The sequence below is a fragment of the Pseudodesulfovibrio hydrargyri genome (assembly GCF_001874525.1).
GTDB classification, from domain to species: Bacteria; Desulfobacterota; Desulfovibrionia; order Desulfovibrionales; family Desulfovibrionaceae; genus Pseudodesulfovibrio; species Pseudodesulfovibrio hydrargyri.
Genome location: NZ_LKAQ01000004.1, coordinates 437,980 through 454,469 on the forward strand (window position 1 = coordinate 437,980; position 16,490 = coordinate 454,469).

Genomic DNA, 16,490 nt, shown 5'->3' on the forward strand with positions numbered 1-16,490 from the left:
AGTTAGGCTCCTAACTATTGTCAAGGGGGTCGGCCGAAAAAGGCGGCAGGCCCCTTTCGTGCGCGCGGGGCGAGGCCGTCCATCGCGTATTGCAAGTGATGGGGGGTTGCCGTAGGATGCGGGCTTCACCAGAATTCCAAGGAGTTTTCCCATGCAACTTATTTCCAGCCAGATAGCGGGATACATGGAGCGGTCCTCCTGGATCCGCAAGATGTTCGAGGAGGGCATTGCCCTGAAAAAGCAGTTCGGCGAGGACGCGGTCTGCGACTTCAGCCTGGGCAACCCGGACCTGCCCCCGCCGCCCGCCATCAAGGAAGGGCTCCTGGAGCTGGCCGAACAGGCCGACAAGCCGTTCTTCATGGGCTACATGCCCAACTTCGGCTATCCCGACGTGCGCGAAAAACTGGCCGCCGAGGTGTCCAGGGAACAGGGCGTGCCCGTGACCGCCGACTGCCTGGTCATCACCTGCGGCGCGGCCGGCGCGCTCAACTCGTTCTTCCGGGCCGTGCTCGAACCCGGCGACGAGGTCATGACCCCGGCCCCGTTCTTCGTGGAGTACGGCTTCTACTGCGAAAACCACGGCGCGAGACTCGTCACCGTCCCGGCCAAGCCCCTGACCTTCCAGCTCGACCTGGAGGCCATGGACAAGGCCATCACCGACAAGACCCGCGTGGTCATGCTCAACTCGCCCAACAACCCGTCCGGCGCGGTCTACGACAAGGGTTCCCTGGAAGCCCTGGCCGCCATCCTCGAAAAACACAACGCGAAGCGCGAACGGCCCATCTACATCCTGGCCGACGAGCCCTACCGGTTCCTGGCCTTCGACGGCGTGGACGTGCCCAGCCTGCTGCCCATCTACAAGTACACCGTGGTCTGCTCGTCCTTCTCCAAAAACCTGTCCATGGCCGGCGAACGCATCGGCTACGCCCTGGTCAACCCGGCCCTGGAGGACAAGGCAACCCTGGTCGGCGCCGTGACCCTGACCAACCGCATCCTCGGCTTCGTCAACGCCCCGGCCCTGGCCCAGAAACTCATGGCCCACGCGCTCGGCTCGGGCGTGGACATCTCCATCTACGACAACCGCCGCAAGGCCATGGCCGAAGTCCTGGACTACGCGGGCTACGAATACACCATGCCCAAGGGCGCGTTCTACTTCTTCCCCAAAGCGCCCGGCGGCGACGACGTCAAATTCTGCGCCGCGCTCCAGGAAGAAAAAATCCTGGCCGTGCCCGGCTCCGGATTCGGCTACCCCGGCTTCTTCCGCCTGTCCTTCTCCGTGGAGGACAAGATCATCCCCCGCTCCAAACAAGGCTTCGCCGCCGCCCTGGCCAAATTCAAGTAACCGACCGCCAGTGACTATAAAAAGGAGTGGAGGCGCTTTGCGCCTCCACTCCTTTTTTTGCCTCCGGCAGCCGGGGGAAGGGGAGGAAAAACCCTTTGAAAAGGGTTCTTTCCTCCCCTTCCCCCGGACCCCCATCCCCTCCTTTTCCCAAACTTTTTGGTGCCGCTTCGCGGATGGCGGGAGCGCGTTTTATATGGCTCTCTTTCCAGCTCAGTCCAATACGCCGCCTTCTCAGCTCTCCATTGCCCTCGTCCACCCAGGCGGCGTGGGCAACCGTCCCGAAGGGATCGCGCCCGGCCAATCCCCTCTTACAACCGACCTCATACCCGTCTCCCTCCTTCGCCACAGGCGACCCAAAAAGTTTGGGAGGGGGTCCAGGGGGAACCCTTTTCAAAGGGTTCCCCCTGGCGGGGCCTGGGGCAGCGCCCCAGCGGGGTCCGGGGCGGCACCCCAACCGCCGAAGGCTTCCCCCATAACGCAAAAGGCGCGCCCCGTTGCCGGGACGCGCCTGGAACACACGAGCCTGTCGTGATCAGAACTTTTCGAACCCGTCCTTGCCGGGCTTGCCACCGGTCAGGGCCGGGGCCGGGGTCCGGACGGCCACCGTGGACCGGGCCGTCGGGGCCGGGCCGGAGGTTCGGTGCAGCTTGAAGTAACTGACGGTCTGTTGCAGCTGGACGGCCTGGCCGGAGAGTTCCTCGGAGGTGGAGGAGGTTTCCTCGGAGGCCGCGGCATTCTGCTGGATGACGTGGTCGAGTTCCAAGGTGGCCGCGTTGATGTCGGCCGCGCCGGCGTTCTGTTCCTGCGTGGAGGCGTTGATTTCCCGGATGAGTTCCGAGGTCTTCTGGATATCCGGGACGAGCCGTTCGAGCATTTTCCCGGCGCGGTTGGCCACGTCCATGCTCGAAGCGGACAGTTCGCTGATCTCGTTGGCCGCGATGCCGGACCGCTCGGCGAGCTTGCGCACCTCGGCGGCAACCACGGCGAACCCCTTGCCGTGTTCCCCGGCGCGGGCGGCCTCGATGGCGGCGTTCAGGGCCAGGAGGTTGGTCTGGCGGGCGATCTCCTCGATGATGGAGATCTTCTCCGCGATGTTGCCCATGGCCTCGACCGCCTCGGCCACGGCCTCGCCGCCCTCCCGGGCGTCCTTGGCGGCCCGGGCGGCCAGGGATTCGGTGGCCTTGGCGTTGGAGGCGGTGGTCTCGATGGAGGCGCTCATCTGCTCGATGGCGCCGGACAGCCGGTCCACGCCCGCAGCCTGGGCGGTCGCGCCCTGGGCCAGGGCCTCGGCCGTGGCCGACAGCTCCTCGGCCCCGGAGGCGACGTTCTCGCTGCCGGACTGGATGTCCTCGACCACCGCGCCGATGCTGGCGACCATGTCCCGGAAGGAGTCGCGCAACCGGGCCAGTTCGCCGCTGAACCTTCCGGAGAGGTCCACGGACAGGTCGCCGCCGCTGACCTGGGCCGACTTCTCGGCGATGATGCCGAGGGGCCGCGACACGAGCCTGCGGATGATCGCGTAGACCAGGACGAGGATGACGACAAGGGCCACGGTGCCGACCAGTATGAGTCCGTACCGCATCCTGTCGGCTTCCTGGAGAAAGTCGTCGCGCTCGGCGGCCAGGGCCACGATCCAGCCGGTGCGTTCGACCTGGCCGAAGGCCATGTACTTGAGCGCGCCCTTCCATTCGTACTCGATGAAACCGTTCTTTTGGCGCAGCCCCTCCTGGATGAAGCTTTGTCCGCTCATGTCCTTGAAGATCAGCGAACCATCCGGGTGGGCCAGGATCTTGCCGGTGCGGTCGAACATGTAGCAGTAGCCGTTGTCGCCGATCTTGATCGGGGAGAGGTAGTTGGAAACCGCCTCGCCCTGCACGGACATGCCCACATAGCCCACGGTCCTGCCGTCGCGCTTGACGGCGCGGACGAATGCGATCCTGGGCTTGTTGGTGGCCGGAGACAGGGTCACTTCCGAGATGTACTCGTCCCGGCCCTCGGTGATGATGGCCTTGTAGTAGGGCCGCGAACGGTAGTCCTTGCCCCGCCCGCCCGGATTGGTGGTGACCACGCTGACGCCCTTCGCGTCGTGCACGAACAGGGATTCCAGCATGGGATCCTGGGCCTGGGCCTTGAGCAGCCAGGCCTCGGCCCGCCGCCAGTCGCCGTCCGACGCGGCCTCGACCACCTCGTCCGAGGAAGCGGCCAGGCCGAGGAACCGCATGCGGTCATCGATCCAGCCGTCCAGGGTGGCGGTGACGCTGCGCGTGTTCTGGCCCAGGGTTTTCTGAACCACCGACAGGGTCAGGTTCTTGGTCCCGATGGATACCCAGACCAGGAAAAAAACGACCATGGCGAGCAGCAGCAGCGCCAGTACGGCGACCAGCCTTTGCCCTATGCCTATATTGGAAAGTTTCACTTGTTCCCTCTCTTGTGGAGTTTTGCCCTGACCATAGGCTCAGTTCCCGTCATTTTTCCACTCCCGCGCGGCAATGGGGCATTTTTATAACAACCACGGCAACTGCTATATAGACGGAATGAACGGAGTGCTGCCCGGCCCCGAATGGCGGAGTTAAAAAATTTGGCCCCATCCCGGCGGCCAGGCGGCGAAGTCCAAATTCTTGTACCGTCCGGCCAAGCTGCAACGCTTGGACACACGAACTCATTTACTATTTAACTCATTGTAATTGCAGTATTAAAATATTTTTCTCTTACTGCCATCGGTCTTGGCACGGTCGGTGCAATAAGAAAAACATCTTCCTTTTTTTGCACCGAGAAAGTCACAGGCCTCCGCAAGGAGGCCTTTCTCGTTTCCGGGGGAATTCCCCTACGGGGACGTGTTTCGCAGGTGTCGAGAGAACGTTCCCCGCCAAGGGGAAACCGTATCGGCAGGCATCCCGGCCCGACGACACCCGGGCGTGAAGCCGCCCCTGGACGATCGGCCCCGGTGGCGCTGCAAGGCGAACCGGACATGAAATGAAAAAAAGCCGGTCCGGGCAATCCCCGAACCGGCTTTCTCTTTGGCGTGATGCGCCCGGTTACTTTTCGTAGACCGCGCCGCGCGAGGCCGAGGTGACCAGCTTGGCGTAGCGCCGCAGGAACGGCGACTTGATCTCCTTGACCACGGGCTTGTGGGTCTTTTTGCGTTCTTCGAGCTCGGCATCGTCCACCAGCAGGTTGATCTTGCGGGCCGGGATGTCGATCTCGATGCGATCGCCCTCGCGGATCAGTCCCACCGGGCCGCCCGCGGCGGCTTCCGGGGAGATGTGGCCGATGGCCGCGCCACGCGTGCCACCCGAGAACCGGCCGTCGGTGATCAGCGCCACGGACTCGCCCAGCCCCATGCCGGAGATGGCCGAGGTGGGGGTGAGCATCTCGCGCATGCCCGGGCCGCCCTTGGGTCCTTCGTACAGGATGACAACCACGTCCCCGGGCTTGATCTCGTTGCCCAGGATGGCGGACACGGCCTCCTCCTCGCTGTTGAAGACCCGGGCCACGCCGGTGTTTCGCATCATCTCCGGGGCCACGGCGGACTGCTTCACGCAACAGCCCTCGGGCGCGATGTTGCCGTACAGGATGGCGATGCCGCCCTCTTTGGAGTACGGCTCGCCGATGGGCCGGACGATGGTGTGGTTGGTCACCTTGGCGTCCAGGTCCTTGAGGTTCTCGCCCAACGTCTTGCCGGTCACGGTCATGACGTCGAGGTTGAGCAGGTCCTTCTTGACCAGCTCGCTCATGACGCCCGGGATGCCGCCGGACTCCTCGAGGTCCTGCATGTAGTGCGGACCGGCCGGGGCGAGCTTGCACAGGTTGGGCGTCTTCATGCTGATTTCGTTGAACATCTGAAGCGAAAGATCGAGATCCGCCTCGGCGAACAGGGCGGGCAGATGCAGGGTGGTGTTGGTCGAACAGCCCAGCGCCATATCCATGGTCACCGCGTTGTGCACCGACTTTTCGGTGACGATGTCGCGCGGCCGGATGTCGCGCTCGAACATCTCCATGACCTGCATGCCCGCCTTCTTGGCCAGACGGATGCGGGCGGACATGACCGCCGGGATGGTCCCGTTGCCGGGCAGGGCCAGGCCGATGGACTCGGCCATGCAGTTCATGGAGTTGGCCGTGAACATGCCCGCGCACGAGCCGCAGGTGGGACACGCGCCCGCCGTGTATTCCTCCAACTCCTCCTCGGTCATCTTGCCCGCGCGGACCTTGCCCACGCCCTCGAACACGGTGATCAGGTCCGAGGTCTTCTTGTGCCCGGCCAGCATGGGGCCGCCGGACACGAGCACGGCCGGGATGTTCAGGCGGAGCATGGCCATGAGCATGCCGGGCACGATCTTGTCGCAGTTGGGGATGCAGACGATGGCGTCGAACGGGTGCGCCGTGGCCATGATCTCCACCGAGTCGGCGATGATCTCGCGGCTGGGCAGGGACATCCTCATGCCCTCATGGTTCATGGCCAGGCCGTCGCACACGCCGATGGCCGGGAACTCGAGCGGGGTGCCGCCCGCCATGCGGATGCCCGCCTTGACGGCCTCGGCGATGGTATCCAGATGGACATGACCGGGAATGATCTCGTTCTGGGCGTTGCATACGCCGATCAGGGGCCTGTCCATCTCTTCCTTGGACAACCCGCTCGCATACAGCAGCGAACGGTGCGGGGCCTTCTCCAATCCACCAGTCATCTTCTTGCTACGCATCACAATACCTCTCGGGTTACGGAAATTCGGGGAGCCAGTTCACTACCGATAAGGGCGGCCTGTCAACTTTTTTAACTCCCCGCCCATTTTTTCCGTGCTTTTCAGTGCGCTCATACGTCTATAGAATAGTAGAGGCTGCCACTGTTTCCCCCAAGGAGCGCATGCGATGCATCTGTTTTTCAAGCCAACCCAATCCCCCGAGGACTGGCGCGAATTCCTGGCCTCCCCCGAAAAACAATGGAAAAAAGGCTGCTCCGCCAAGGAGCTGGCCTATGCGTGGGAGACCGCCCACGGCTGGCCGCCCGAGGTGGCCGCCCTGCTCAAAAGCGACCCCGACTTCGCCGGTCTGGAGATGGTCCTGGCCATCCCCGAACACAAGGTCCCCCTGCCGGGACCGGGCAATCCGTCGCAAAACGACCTCTTCGTCCTGGCCGGAAACGGGTCCGGGCCGGTGGCGGTCATGGTCGAGGGCAAGGCGGCGGAACCCTTCGGCCAGCCGCTGGGCCAGTGGCGGCAGGGCACCTCAAACGGCAAGCGGCGACGGCTCGCCCACCTGCAGGAGATCCTCGGCCTGCCGGGCGAGTTGCCGGACTCGGTCCGCTACCAGCTGCTGCACCGCACGGCCTCGTCGCTCATCGAGGCCCGCCGCTTCCACGCCCGGGCCGCCACCATGCTGGTCCACTCCTTCAGCCCCACCCACCAGTGGTTCAACGACTTCGCGGCCTTCCTGGACCTCTTCGGGGTCAACGCCAAGCCCGGCCAGCTCCACCGCGTATCAAAAGACACCGAGGTCCCCCTGTACGCGGGCTGGGCCACGGGCAGGCCCGCCGCGCCCTGACGGCACGACAATAAAAAAGCCCCGCCGGTCATCCGGCGGGGCCTTGCCTTGAAGAAGGGATAGCAAGGGAAGTGCTATTCTTTGGAGATGGTGTCGGCCGGAAACTGTCCGGCTGCTTCGCCTCGGGCGACGGTTAGGGTTACGGAGCCTAGCGGCCCATGTCCACGTGGAAGGGCCAGGCCATGATGCCGCCCTCCATGACCTTGACGTTGGTCCACCCACGGGCCTCGAGGATGCGCTGGGCCTCGTAGCCGCGCATGGAGATCTTGCAGAAGGCGATGATCTCCGCGTCCTTGTCCACGGGCAGCTTGTCCTGGGCGTTGCGCAACGCGCCCAGGGGGATGAGGGTCTCCCCCACGTTAAGGCGCATGGCCTCGAACTCGCCCGGGGCGCGCACGTCCAGGATGAACGGCTTCTCGCCGTTGTCCAGCCTGGCCTTGACCTCGGCGTTGCCGATGCCGGTCATCCGGCCGCACATCTTGTTGTCCAGGATGTGGGCCGTGGTGATGAAGTGGTCGATGGCCAGGGAGAACGGCGGCGCGTAGGGCAGGTCCGCGGTGTTCACGTCCAGGACCGTGTTGCCGTTCATGACGGCCATGGCCGCCTCGGCCAGCTGGCGGTTGACCTCGCCCGGGCCCACGCACTGGAAGCCCAGGATGCGGCCGGTCCTGGCGTCGGCCACCATCTTGGAGACCAGCAGACGCGCGCCCATGAAGCCGGGCCGGTCCAGGCTGGCGTTGGTGGCCGTGACCACCTCGAAGCCCTCGTCCCGGGCCCGCCTTTCGGACAGGCCGGTGGCCCCGGCGGACAGGTCGAAGACCTTGCAGATGCCGCTGTTCACCGTGCCGGGAAAGGTCCGCGCATCGCCCAGAACCATGTTGTCCGCGGCCACACGAGCCTCCAGGTTGGCCAGGTCGCCGTAGGGGGCGAAGACCTTCTTGCCGGTGATGCGGTGGTTGATCTCCACGCAATCGCCCGCCGCATATATGTTCGGATCGGACGTGCGCATGTACTCGTCCACGGTGACGCCGCCGAAGGAGCCGATGGCCAGGCCCGCATCGCGCGCCAGGTCCGCGTTGGGGACCACGCCGATGGAGACCACAGCCAGTTCGCAGGGAACCGTCGTGCCGTCCTTGAGCCGGACTCCGGTCAACTTGCCGCCTTCGCCCAGGAACTCGGCCACGCCGTTGTCGGTGTGCACGGTCACGCCCTTGGAGGCCACGTGCTTCTCGACCAGCTTGGCCATTTCCCAATCCAGGAACGTGAGCAGCTGGGAGAGCATCTCCACCACGCTGACGTTCATCCCGGATTTGGTCAGGGCCTCGCAGACCTCGATGCCGATCAGCCCGCCGCCCACGATGACGGCGTTCTTGACCCGGCCCGCGTCCACCAGGCCGCGCAGCCTGTCCGCGTCGCGCATCTCGGACAGCGAGCACACGCCGTCCAGGTCGATGCCCGGGATGGGCGGGCGGCGCGGGTTGGCGCCGGTGCAGAGAATGAGCTTGTCGTACTCCACGGTGGATGTCTCTCCGCTGCCCAGGTCGATGCCGGACACGGTCCTGTTTTCGCGGTCGATGGCGGTCACTTCCGTATTCACCTTTGCGTTCACGCCCTTGGCGGCGGCGAAGAACGCGGGATCGCGCACCACGCCCGTGGGCGTGGCCAGCAGCGAGTCTCTCTCATCGAAGTCGCCTCCGATGTAGTAGGGATAGCCGCACGAGGCCATGGACAATTCCGGGGCCTTCTGCAACAGGGTCACTTCGGCCTCGGCGTCCAGACGCCTGGCCCGCGCGGCGGCTTTGGGTCCGGCGGCGGAGCCGCCTATGACAACGATCTTTTGTGCACTCATGCCATTCCTCCTTTGGGTCTCCCCCCGGCCGTGCCGGGGGAAAATGGGTTGGCGATGTTCCGGTGCCCAAAAACGAATCATGCCGGGGGTCGGACCAACCCCATCTCCTTGGAGCGGCCACCCTACGCCGGAGCAAGGCGCGATCCATTGATCGAGATCAATGCAATCCGTTTTTTTAAGAAAAAAGGGATGTTCAGGCAGGGGCCCGGAAGGGAGGACAAAGAAAAGGCCCCGCCGGGCGAAACGGCGGGGCCTTGGTTTTTAGGAGAAGAAGGTTGAAGGGTGTCGGTCTACGGCCTGTCCGAGCGGCTCGAAGCGAAGGCTCCGCTGGGGAACATCGCGGTGGGCTTGGCCACGGCGGACGAGTCCTCGGGCATGACCATCTCGGCGTGGATGTCGCCGATGTGCTCGCGGTAGGCGATGATGTCCTGGACCGTGCACATGGCCATCTGGTGCTTGAGGGCAAAGGCCACGATCTCGTGCAGCTTGGCCATGGTCCCGTCCGCGTTGGTCAGCTCGGCGAGCACGCCGCACGGCCCGAGTCCGGCCAGACGGCTCAGGTCCACGGTGGCCTCTGTGTGGCCGCCGCGCTCGAGCACCCCGCCGGGCTTGGCGCACAGCGGAAACACGTGGCCCGGGCTGGCCAGGTCGGCCGGCACGGCGTCCGGGGCCGCAGCCGCCTTAACCGTGGTCAACCGGTCCGCCGCGGACACGCCGGTGGTCACGCCTTTGGCCGCCTCGATGGAGATGGTGAAGGCCGTGTTGAAGGCGCTGGTGTTGTTTTCGACCATCATGGGCAGGCCGAGCGAATTGATCTTCTCTTCGGTCATGCACAGGCAGACGATGCCGCTGCATTCGCGGATGAGCATGGCCATATGCTCATTGGTCAGGGTCTTGGCCGAGAAGATGAGGTCGCCCTCGTTTTCCCGGTCCGCATTGTCCGTGACCAGCACTCCGCTGCCCTTGCGCAGGGACTTGAGCGCTTTTTCGACCCGCGAGATGGGGCCGCCGAACTGTTTGAGGATTGGCTGATCCATCATGAATCTCCTTTGGTAAAGAGTATGAATGAATCAGGGCGCGTGGACAGGCGGACGAACGCAGGCGCTCGCCGCGGCGGCGGTGGCCCCGGCGGGGAACCCGCCCGGCAACGGCCGCTGGACTGCCTCATTCTCTTCATTCCGGACTGTTACCGTCGGCCCCGGATTCGCACCGGGTCTGCTGGACCCCCTCCACCCGGAGGGGCGCTCGCGGGCTCACCGGCATTGCCGGATCACCGCCGGTGGGGACTTCCACCCCGCCCTGAGAACAAGTTGGCTATAGCCATAAGACCGAACTGACTCACAAGTCAACCAATACCGGCACATTCCATAGGGTTTTTGCCCGTCCGTCCGAAGGACGCCGCGCAACCGTCCGAAGACACGGGCGATCGGCCCGGCGCGGCGGTCCGCCAGGGCCGTGCCGGGACCGCAAAAGGCGGCCCGACATCCTTGCTCCCATCCTGTTTTCGGTGTAGTGCTCACAGCCATGCACGAAATGTCGATTGTCGAATCCATCCTCGGCATCCTGCGCGAAGAGATGGTCAAGTACGACGGCCAGAAGCTCAAGAAGGTGACCCTCAAGAACGGCCGCTTGGCCGGGGTGGTCACCGAGTCCCTGCAATTCGCCTGGGAGGCCCTGATTCCGGGCGGCGAATTCGACGGGGCCGAACTCGAAATCATCGAGGTGCCGGTGAAGGTGGCCTGCGGCGAATGCGGAGAGGTATTCAGCCCGGAGCACACCCGGTGCATGCCCTGCCCCAAGTGCGAGGCCCTGCTGGGCCACAAGGTGCTGGAGGGCAAGGAGCTGCTCATCGACTCCATCGAAGTGGACGACCAGCAATAAAGAAGGAGTGACCATGTCCAAGGAAGTGACCATAGTCCGCAACGTGCTCGAGGCCAACGACCGCCTGGCGGACGAACTGCAGAAGAATTTCCGGGTCAAGAAGATCCTGTGCCTGAACCTGATGAGTTCGCCCGGCGCGGGCAAGACCACCCTGCTCGAACGGACCCTGAGCGACCTGCGCGACGAGTTCAAGATGGCCGTCATCGAGGGCGACCTGCAGACCGACAACGACGCCCAGCGCGTGGCCGCCACCGGGGCCCAGGCCGTGCAGATCAACACCGAGGGCGGCTGCCATCTGGATTCCGGCATGGTCATGGACGCGCTCAAGGCCATCGACACCGAGGGCCTGGACATCCTGTTCGTGGAGAACGTGGGCAACCTGGTCTGCCCGGCCGAGTTCAACGTGGGCGAGGACTACAAGGTCACCCTGCTGTCCGTGGCCGAGGGCGACGACAAACCCGAGAAATACCCGTTCATGTTCCACATCTCCGCGGTCATGCTCCTGAACAAGGTGGACCTGCTGCCCTACGTGGACTTCGACCTGAAAAAGGCCGAGAACCACGCCAAGAAGCTGAACAAGGACATCGAGGTCATGCCCATCTCCGCGCGCACCGGCGAAAATCTGGAGCAGTGGTACGACTGGCTCAGGAAAAAGCGCGCCGAGAAGCTCTAATCGATCTCGCACAACCGACCTTCAAGGGCCACCCGGACGGGCGGCCCTTTTTCTTTGCGGTTGCCCGGCCCGCGCGCCACGCGTTATGGTCCGGGAAACCGCCCAAGGAGCATCCCATGAAACGACTGGTGTTCGTCCCGCTTATCCTCTGCCTTGTCTGGTCCGCCCCCGCCCTGGCAGGTGTGGGTATGACCGAGACCGTGTTCAGGGACGACGGACGCGGCCGGACGCTGAAGACCCATATCTGGTATCCCTGCGACGGCGGCCAAGCCTCGCGCTTCGCGGAAAACGCGGTCTTCGAGGGGATCGACGCGGTCAGGGACGGGGCCGTCCGGCCCGGCAGCTATCCCCTGTACGTCCTGCTCCACGGGACCACGGGCAACTGGCGCAACCTCTCCTGGCTGGCGGCGCGACTGGCCGAAAACGGGGCCGTGGTCTGCGCGGCCGACCATCCGAGCTACACCTCGGGAGACGCCGACCCGGCCTCGGTCCTGCGCGCCTGGGACCAGCCCCTGGACGCGAGTTTTCTGGCGCGGGAGATGCTGCGCTCCCGGTTCAAGGGCGTCATCGCCCCGGACAAGGTCTTCGCCGTGGGCTACTCGCTGGGCGGCTACAGCGCCCTGGCCCTGGCCGGTGCCCGGCTCGACCTGCGCCGCTACGTCGCGTTCTGCGCCGAAAACCGTGACCGCTCATGCCGTTATTTCCGCCCCGCCCTGCCGGGCCTGACCGAACAAGACTTCGAGTCGGCCGCGCGGGACCTGTCGGACGCCCGGTTCAGCAAGGTCGTGGCCGTCGCGCCGGGATTCGTGGAGTCGTTCACGCCCGCGTCCCTCAAGGGAATCGCCATCCCGGCCCTGATCATCGGCGGGGGCAAGGACCGGAACATCCCGCCCTCCACTCACTTCTACCCCCGGTTCGAGGACTTTCCGCCCAACCTGGCCTACCGGGAGATACCCGACGCCTCGCACTTCGCCTTCATGCAGATCTGCAAGCCGGGCGCGCTGGAAATCCTGGCCGAGGAGGACGCAACGTTCGTCTGCATGGACTACGACGGCGACCGGCGGGCCATCCACGACCGGCTGTACCGCTACGTCGTGGAGTTCCTCCAGCCCGAAGCCGACTGAGCCGCCCGAACGGCCCGGCCGAAATCAGGCGAATTTTTCGCCCGGTTTTTATTGGCAACCCGGTTTTGCGGTTGTACGGTGGGTCCATGCCGTTTCCCAGGAACCTACCGCTCGAGGCCGTGTTCGCCTCCATCGCCGACGGACTGTTCACCGTGGACGCGGACTGGAACGTGACCTATTTCAACGAGGCCGCCCGGCGCATCACCGGCATCTCCGAGGAGGACGCCCTGGGGCGCAAGTGCTGGGACGTGTTCCGCTCGTCCCTGTGCGACGGACAATGCGCCCTCAAGGCGTGCATCCACCAGGGCGGGCGGATCGTCAACAAGTCCATCTTCATTGTCCGCTCGGACGGCACCACCCTGCCCATCTCCATCTCGGCCTCGCCGCTCAAGGACCGCGACGGCAACGTGGTCGGCGGGGTGGAGACCTTCCGCGACCTGACCGACATCCATGTTTCCCGGCAGCAGGCCAAGGACATCTACCGCTTCGAGAACATCGTGGGCCGCTCCCAGGCCCTGGAAAAGATCTTCCGCATCCTGCCCCAGGTCAGCCGGTCCGAGGCGACCACCCTGCTCCTGGGCAAGAGCGGCACGGGCAAGGAGCTCTTCGCCCGGGCCATCCACTCCCTGAGCCCGCGCAAGGACGGACCGTTCGTGGCCGTGAACTGCGGGGCCCTGCCCGACGCCCTGCTCGAATCCGAACTGTTCGGCTACAAGGCGGGCGCGTTCACCGACGCGCGCGCGGACAAGCCGGGCCGGTTCGAACTGGCCGACGGCGGCACGGTCTTCCTGGACGAAATCGGGGACATGCCCCAGAACCTCCAGGTCAAGCTGCTGCGCTTCCTCCAGGAAAAGACCTTCGAGCCGCTGGGCGGCGTCACCCCGGTCCGCGCCGACGTGCGCGTGGTGGCCGCCACCAACCGCGACCTCGAGGAAGCCGTGGCCGAGGGGACCTTCCGCCAGGACCTCTTCTACCGCCTCAACGTGGTCACCCTGACCCTGCCGCCCCTGACCGAGCGCCAGGAGGACCTGCCCCTGCTCATCGACCACTTCCTGGCCGAGTTCAACGGCCTGCGCGACAAGGCCATCCGGGGGATCAGCGAGGACGCCCTGCACGTGCTCATGCACCACGACTTCCCGGGCAACGTGCGCGAGCTGGAAAACATCCTGGAATACGCCTTCATCCTCTGCCCGGACGGGTTCATCCAGGTGGAGCACCTCCCGGAATACCTGCACCCCGCCGCGGGACGTGACCATGCGCCCGACGGGCTGTCCGGCACCATGGACGCCATCAAGCGCCGCGCCGCGCGCCAGGCCGTGCGCCGCAACAACGGCGGGCGCATGGCCGCCTGCCGCGAGCTGGGGATCACCAAGGACACCCTGCGCCGCTTGCTGGCCGATCCGGAAACGGGCGAATAATTCGTCCTCGCCCTTGCACATCGGGCGCATAAATCGCCCCACACCCTTCTGACGAAACAACTAACACACTGTTTTTACATAATATTTTATTTGGCACGGTCTATGCTCAAAGCAGCATAACCGGTGCGGGTCCTGCCGGATTTTTTTGGAGAGAGACGATGCGATCGGATTCCGCCAAGCTGATTTGCCTGGCGTGCTACCAGGACCGACTGGCCTCCGTGTGCGAGAACGCGGACGGATACAAGCTATTTGAAATACGCGATCATAAATCTTACCCCGCAGGCCTCCTATCCCTTCCCTCAAAGGACCCTATGGACAGGACATCCGCCATATTGGCCTGCGGGGTAACCTTTTTTCTGTGCGGCGCCATCTGCAACCGCACCCGCAACGCCCTGGAACGGGCCGGGGTCACTGTCATCCCCTGGCTGACCGGCACCGAGGGGCAGGTGCTGGATGGATTCCTACACGACAGACTGGCCGATCTGGCCATGCCCGGGGCCGCGGTTTGACATTTCCCCCACTGTGGTTATCTCTCTGTAACCCGGCCGCGGCCGTTCGCCGGCCGGGTTCTACGTGTACTTCTAAGGCGGCTACGGGTCGCCGTTTTTCAGGAGAATCATATGAGTGGTTGTGAAGGATGTGCGTCCGCCTCGCCTGACGGAACCTGCACCAGCGCCACGGGTTGCGACAAGCCCGAAGATCAGAAACTGCAAAAGACCCTGAGCCGCATCAAACACAAGATCGTGGTCATGTCCGGCAAGGGCGGCGTGGGCAAGTCCACCGTGGCCGCCAACATCGCCGTGGCCCTGTCCCTGGCCGGCAAGAAGGTCGGCCTGCTCGACGTGGACGTGCACGGCCCGAGCGTGCCCCGCCTGCTCTCCCTCAAGGGCCAGCAGCCCCACATCGGCGACGAGGTCATGGAACCCGTGCCGTGGAGCAAGAACCTGTCCGTCATGTCCCTGGGCTTTCTGCTTCAGGACGACCGCCAGGCGGTGATCTGGCGCGGCCCGGTCAAGATCGGCCTTATCAAGCAATTCGTCGAGGACGTCATGTGGGGCGACCTCGACTACCTCATCGTCGACTGCCCCCCGGGCACCGGCGACGAGCCCCTGTCCACCCTGCAGACGCTGGGACCCACCGCCATGGCCGTCATCGTCACCACCCCCCAGGGCGTGGCCATCGACGACGTGCGCCGGTCCGTGTCCTTTGTCGGCGAGGTCGGCAACCGCGTGCTCGGCATCGTCGAAAACATGTCCGGCTTCGCCTGCCCCGACTGCGGCAAGGTGCACCAGATCTTCAAGTCCGGCGGCGGCGAGGAACTCGCCAAGGAATCCGGCGTCCAGTTCCTCGGCCGCATCCCCCTGGACCCGGCCGTGGCCGACTCGGGCGACGAAGGCTACCCGTTCATGAAGGTCCACCGCGATACCGCCACCGGCAAGGCCATGGAACAGGTCATCGCCCCCATCCTCGCCCTCCCCGACCCGCCCAAGGCGTAACCGGGAAACCGTAATACCAAAAGGCCGGGCATGCGACGCATGCCCGGTCTTTTTTTACCGCCCCGGTCCATTCCCCGTCGCCCCGCCCGCTTCGGGTAGCCCCCCCGCCTCGATTTTTTTCTTTCTCTCCATTCTCGCACAACGAATTATCTTTTCATGACAATACGGATTTCGGAGCGCGTGCTGTCCGCCATGCCAAGCGTGACGCCCGGCGTCGCCCCCCTGTGCGGTCAGGCCCGCCCTGGGATGACCGTTCCTTTTTTTCCACACGGGAACACAACAATTCCTCCTCCCCGATGGAGCTGTCGCCCGACCCGTGATAGACTCGGGGAAAAAGGAGCGAACCTATGCTTATTACGCTTGAAGGAAAGAAAGCCCTGGTCACCGCCTCTTCCGGCGGGATCGGATACGCCATAGCCAAGGGACTGGCCGAGAGCGGCGCAACCGTGATTATCAACGGGCGCAGCGAACAAAGCGTCCTTGCGGCAAAGGAGAGAATGTCGGCCGAACTGCCCGTGGCGTCGTTGCTGACGGCCGCCGCCGACCTCTCCGACGCGGCGGGGTGCGCCAGGTTGTTCCGCGCCGTGCCCGAGCTGGATATTCTGGTGAACAACGCCGGAATTTACGGCCCCGGCGATTTCTTCGAAACCGGCGACGAGGTCTGGGACGCCCACTGGCAGACGAACGTCATGTCGGGCGTCCGCCTCTCCCGCGCCTACCTCCCGGCCATGCGGGACAAGGGCTGGGGGCGCATCGTGTTCATCTCCTCGGAGTCCGCCCGCAACATCCCCTCGGACATGATCCACTACGGCGTCTCCAAGACGGCGTTGCTGGCCCTCTCGCGGGGCATCGCCAAACGCGTGGCCGGAAGCGGCGTCACCGTGAACGCGGTATTGCCCGGCCCGACACTCTCCGACGGCTTCGCGGCCCTGGTGGCCGACGAGATGGCCCGCACGGGCAAGAGCCTGGAGCAGATCGGGCGGGAATTCGTGCAGGCGCATCGTTCAAGCTCGGTCATCGGCCGCGCCGCGCGCGTGGAGGAAGTGGCCAGCATGGTCGTCTACGTTTGCTCGGAACAGGCCTCGGCCACCAGCGGAGCCGCCCTGCGCGTGGACGGCGGGGTCGTGGACGACATCGTATAAGGAAACGAGGACCATCTCCCTTGCCGGGAA

Annotated in this window: 13 protein-coding genes and 1 riboswitch; of the genes, 9 read left to right on the plus strand and 4 right to left on the minus strand. The window is 64.8% G+C overall.

Going from position 1 to position 16,490, the window contains the following annotated elements:
• Nucleotides 1-151 precede the first annotated feature (151 nt).
• Entirely contained in the window at nucleotides 152-1,342 is a 1,191-nt protein-coding gene (locus BerOc1_RS06460) for a pyridoxal phosphate-dependent aminotransferase (protein ID WP_071544906.1), read from the plus strand.
• A 532-nt stretch (nucleotides 1,343-1,874) separates the two neighbouring features.
• On the opposite strand, the gene BerOc1_RS06465 is transcribed toward BerOc1_RS06460, so the two are convergent.
• Nucleotides 1,875-3,758, minus strand: coding sequence for a methyl-accepting chemotaxis protein (locus tag BerOc1_RS06465; RefSeq protein ID WP_071544907.1), 1,884 nt, complete (start codon nucleotides 3,756-3,758; stop codon nucleotides 1,875-1,877).
• Nucleotides 3,759-4,377: 619 nt separating this feature from the next.
• Nucleotides 4,378-6,039 (minus strand): dihydroxy-acid dehydratase, encoded by a 1,662-nt coding sequence (gene ilvD / locus BerOc1_RS06470; RefSeq protein ID WP_071544908.1) that lies wholly within the window; start codon nucleotides 6,037-6,039, stop codon nucleotides 4,378-4,380.
• Between the two features lie 166 nt (nucleotides 6,040-6,205).
• Between ilvD and BerOc1_RS06475 the strand changes: the two genes are divergently transcribed.
• Nucleotides 6,206-6,877 carry a DUF6946 family protein gene (locus BerOc1_RS06475; protein ID WP_071544909.1) on the plus strand — a complete coding sequence of 224 codons (672 nt, stop codon included), beginning with the start codon at nucleotides 6,206-6,208 and terminating at the stop codon, nucleotides 6,875-6,877.
• 148 nt (nucleotides 6,878-7,025) lie between these two features.
• Here BerOc1_RS06475 and BerOc1_RS06480 read toward each other — a convergent pair whose 3' ends face one another.
• Together BerOc1_RS06480 and ribB are read right to left on the minus strand one after the other, a co-directional pair.
• A complete protein-coding gene (locus BerOc1_RS06480; protein WP_071544910.1) occupies nucleotides 7,026-8,726 on the minus strand; it encodes an FAD-dependent oxidoreductase in 1,701 nt (566 codons plus the stop codon).
• 290 nt (nucleotides 8,727-9,016) lie between these two features.
• Nucleotides 9,017-9,763, minus strand: coding sequence for a 3,4-dihydroxy-2-butanone-4-phosphate synthase (gene ribB, locus BerOc1_RS06485; RefSeq protein WP_071547036.1), 747 nt, complete (start codon nucleotides 9,761-9,763; stop codon nucleotides 9,017-9,019).
• Between the two features lie 125 nt (nucleotides 9,764-9,888).
• Nucleotides 9,889-10,037, minus strand: a riboswitch (FMN riboswitch).
• A 213-nt stretch (nucleotides 10,038-10,250) separates the two neighbouring features.
• Between ribB and BerOc1_RS06490 the strand changes: the two genes are divergently transcribed.
• The 7 genes from BerOc1_RS06490 to BerOc1_RS06520 all read left to right on the plus strand — a co-directional run bounded on the left by BerOc1_RS06490 (nucleotide 10,251) and on the right by BerOc1_RS06520 (nucleotide 16,460).
• Nucleotides 10,251-10,607: a hydrogenase maturation nickel metallochaperone HypA/HybF gene (locus BerOc1_RS06490; protein ID WP_071544911.1), complete on the plus strand. Its 357-nt coding sequence runs from the start codon at nucleotides 10,251-10,253 to the stop codon at nucleotides 10,605-10,607.
• 13 nt (nucleotides 10,608-10,620) lie between these two features.
• Entirely contained in the window at nucleotides 10,621-11,280 is a 660-nt protein-coding gene (hypB, locus tag BerOc1_RS06495) for a hydrogenase nickel incorporation protein HypB (RefSeq protein WP_071544912.1), read from the plus strand.
• Between the two features lie 116 nt (nucleotides 11,281-11,396).
• Nucleotides 11,397-12,404, plus strand: a complete 1,008-nt coding sequence (locus tag BerOc1_RS06500) for an alpha/beta hydrolase family protein (protein ID WP_071544913.1) — start codon at nucleotides 11,397-11,399, stop codon at nucleotides 12,402-12,404.
• Between the two features lie 86 nt (nucleotides 12,405-12,490).
• Nucleotides 12,491-13,822: a sigma-54 interaction domain-containing protein gene (locus BerOc1_RS06505; RefSeq protein ID WP_071544914.1), complete on the plus strand. Its 1,332-nt coding sequence runs from the start codon at nucleotides 12,491-12,493 to the stop codon at nucleotides 13,820-13,822.
• 311 nt (nucleotides 13,823-14,133) lie between these two features.
• Nucleotides 14,134-14,331, plus strand: a complete 198-nt coding sequence (locus tag BerOc1_RS19255; RefSeq protein WP_242652895.1) for a hypothetical protein — start codon at nucleotides 14,134-14,136, stop codon at nucleotides 14,329-14,331.
• 111 nt (nucleotides 14,332-14,442) lie between these two features.
• Nucleotides 14,443-15,318, plus strand: a complete 876-nt coding sequence (locus BerOc1_RS06515) for an Mrp/NBP35 family ATP-binding protein (RefSeq protein ID WP_071544916.1) — start codon at nucleotides 14,443-14,445, stop codon at nucleotides 15,316-15,318.
• A 347-nt stretch (nucleotides 15,319-15,665) separates the two neighbouring features.
• Entirely contained in the window at nucleotides 15,666-16,460 is a 795-nt protein-coding gene (locus BerOc1_RS06520; RefSeq protein WP_071544917.1) for an SDR family NAD(P)-dependent oxidoreductase, read from the plus strand.
• The last annotated feature ends 30 nt before the right edge of the window (nucleotides 16,461-16,490 follow it).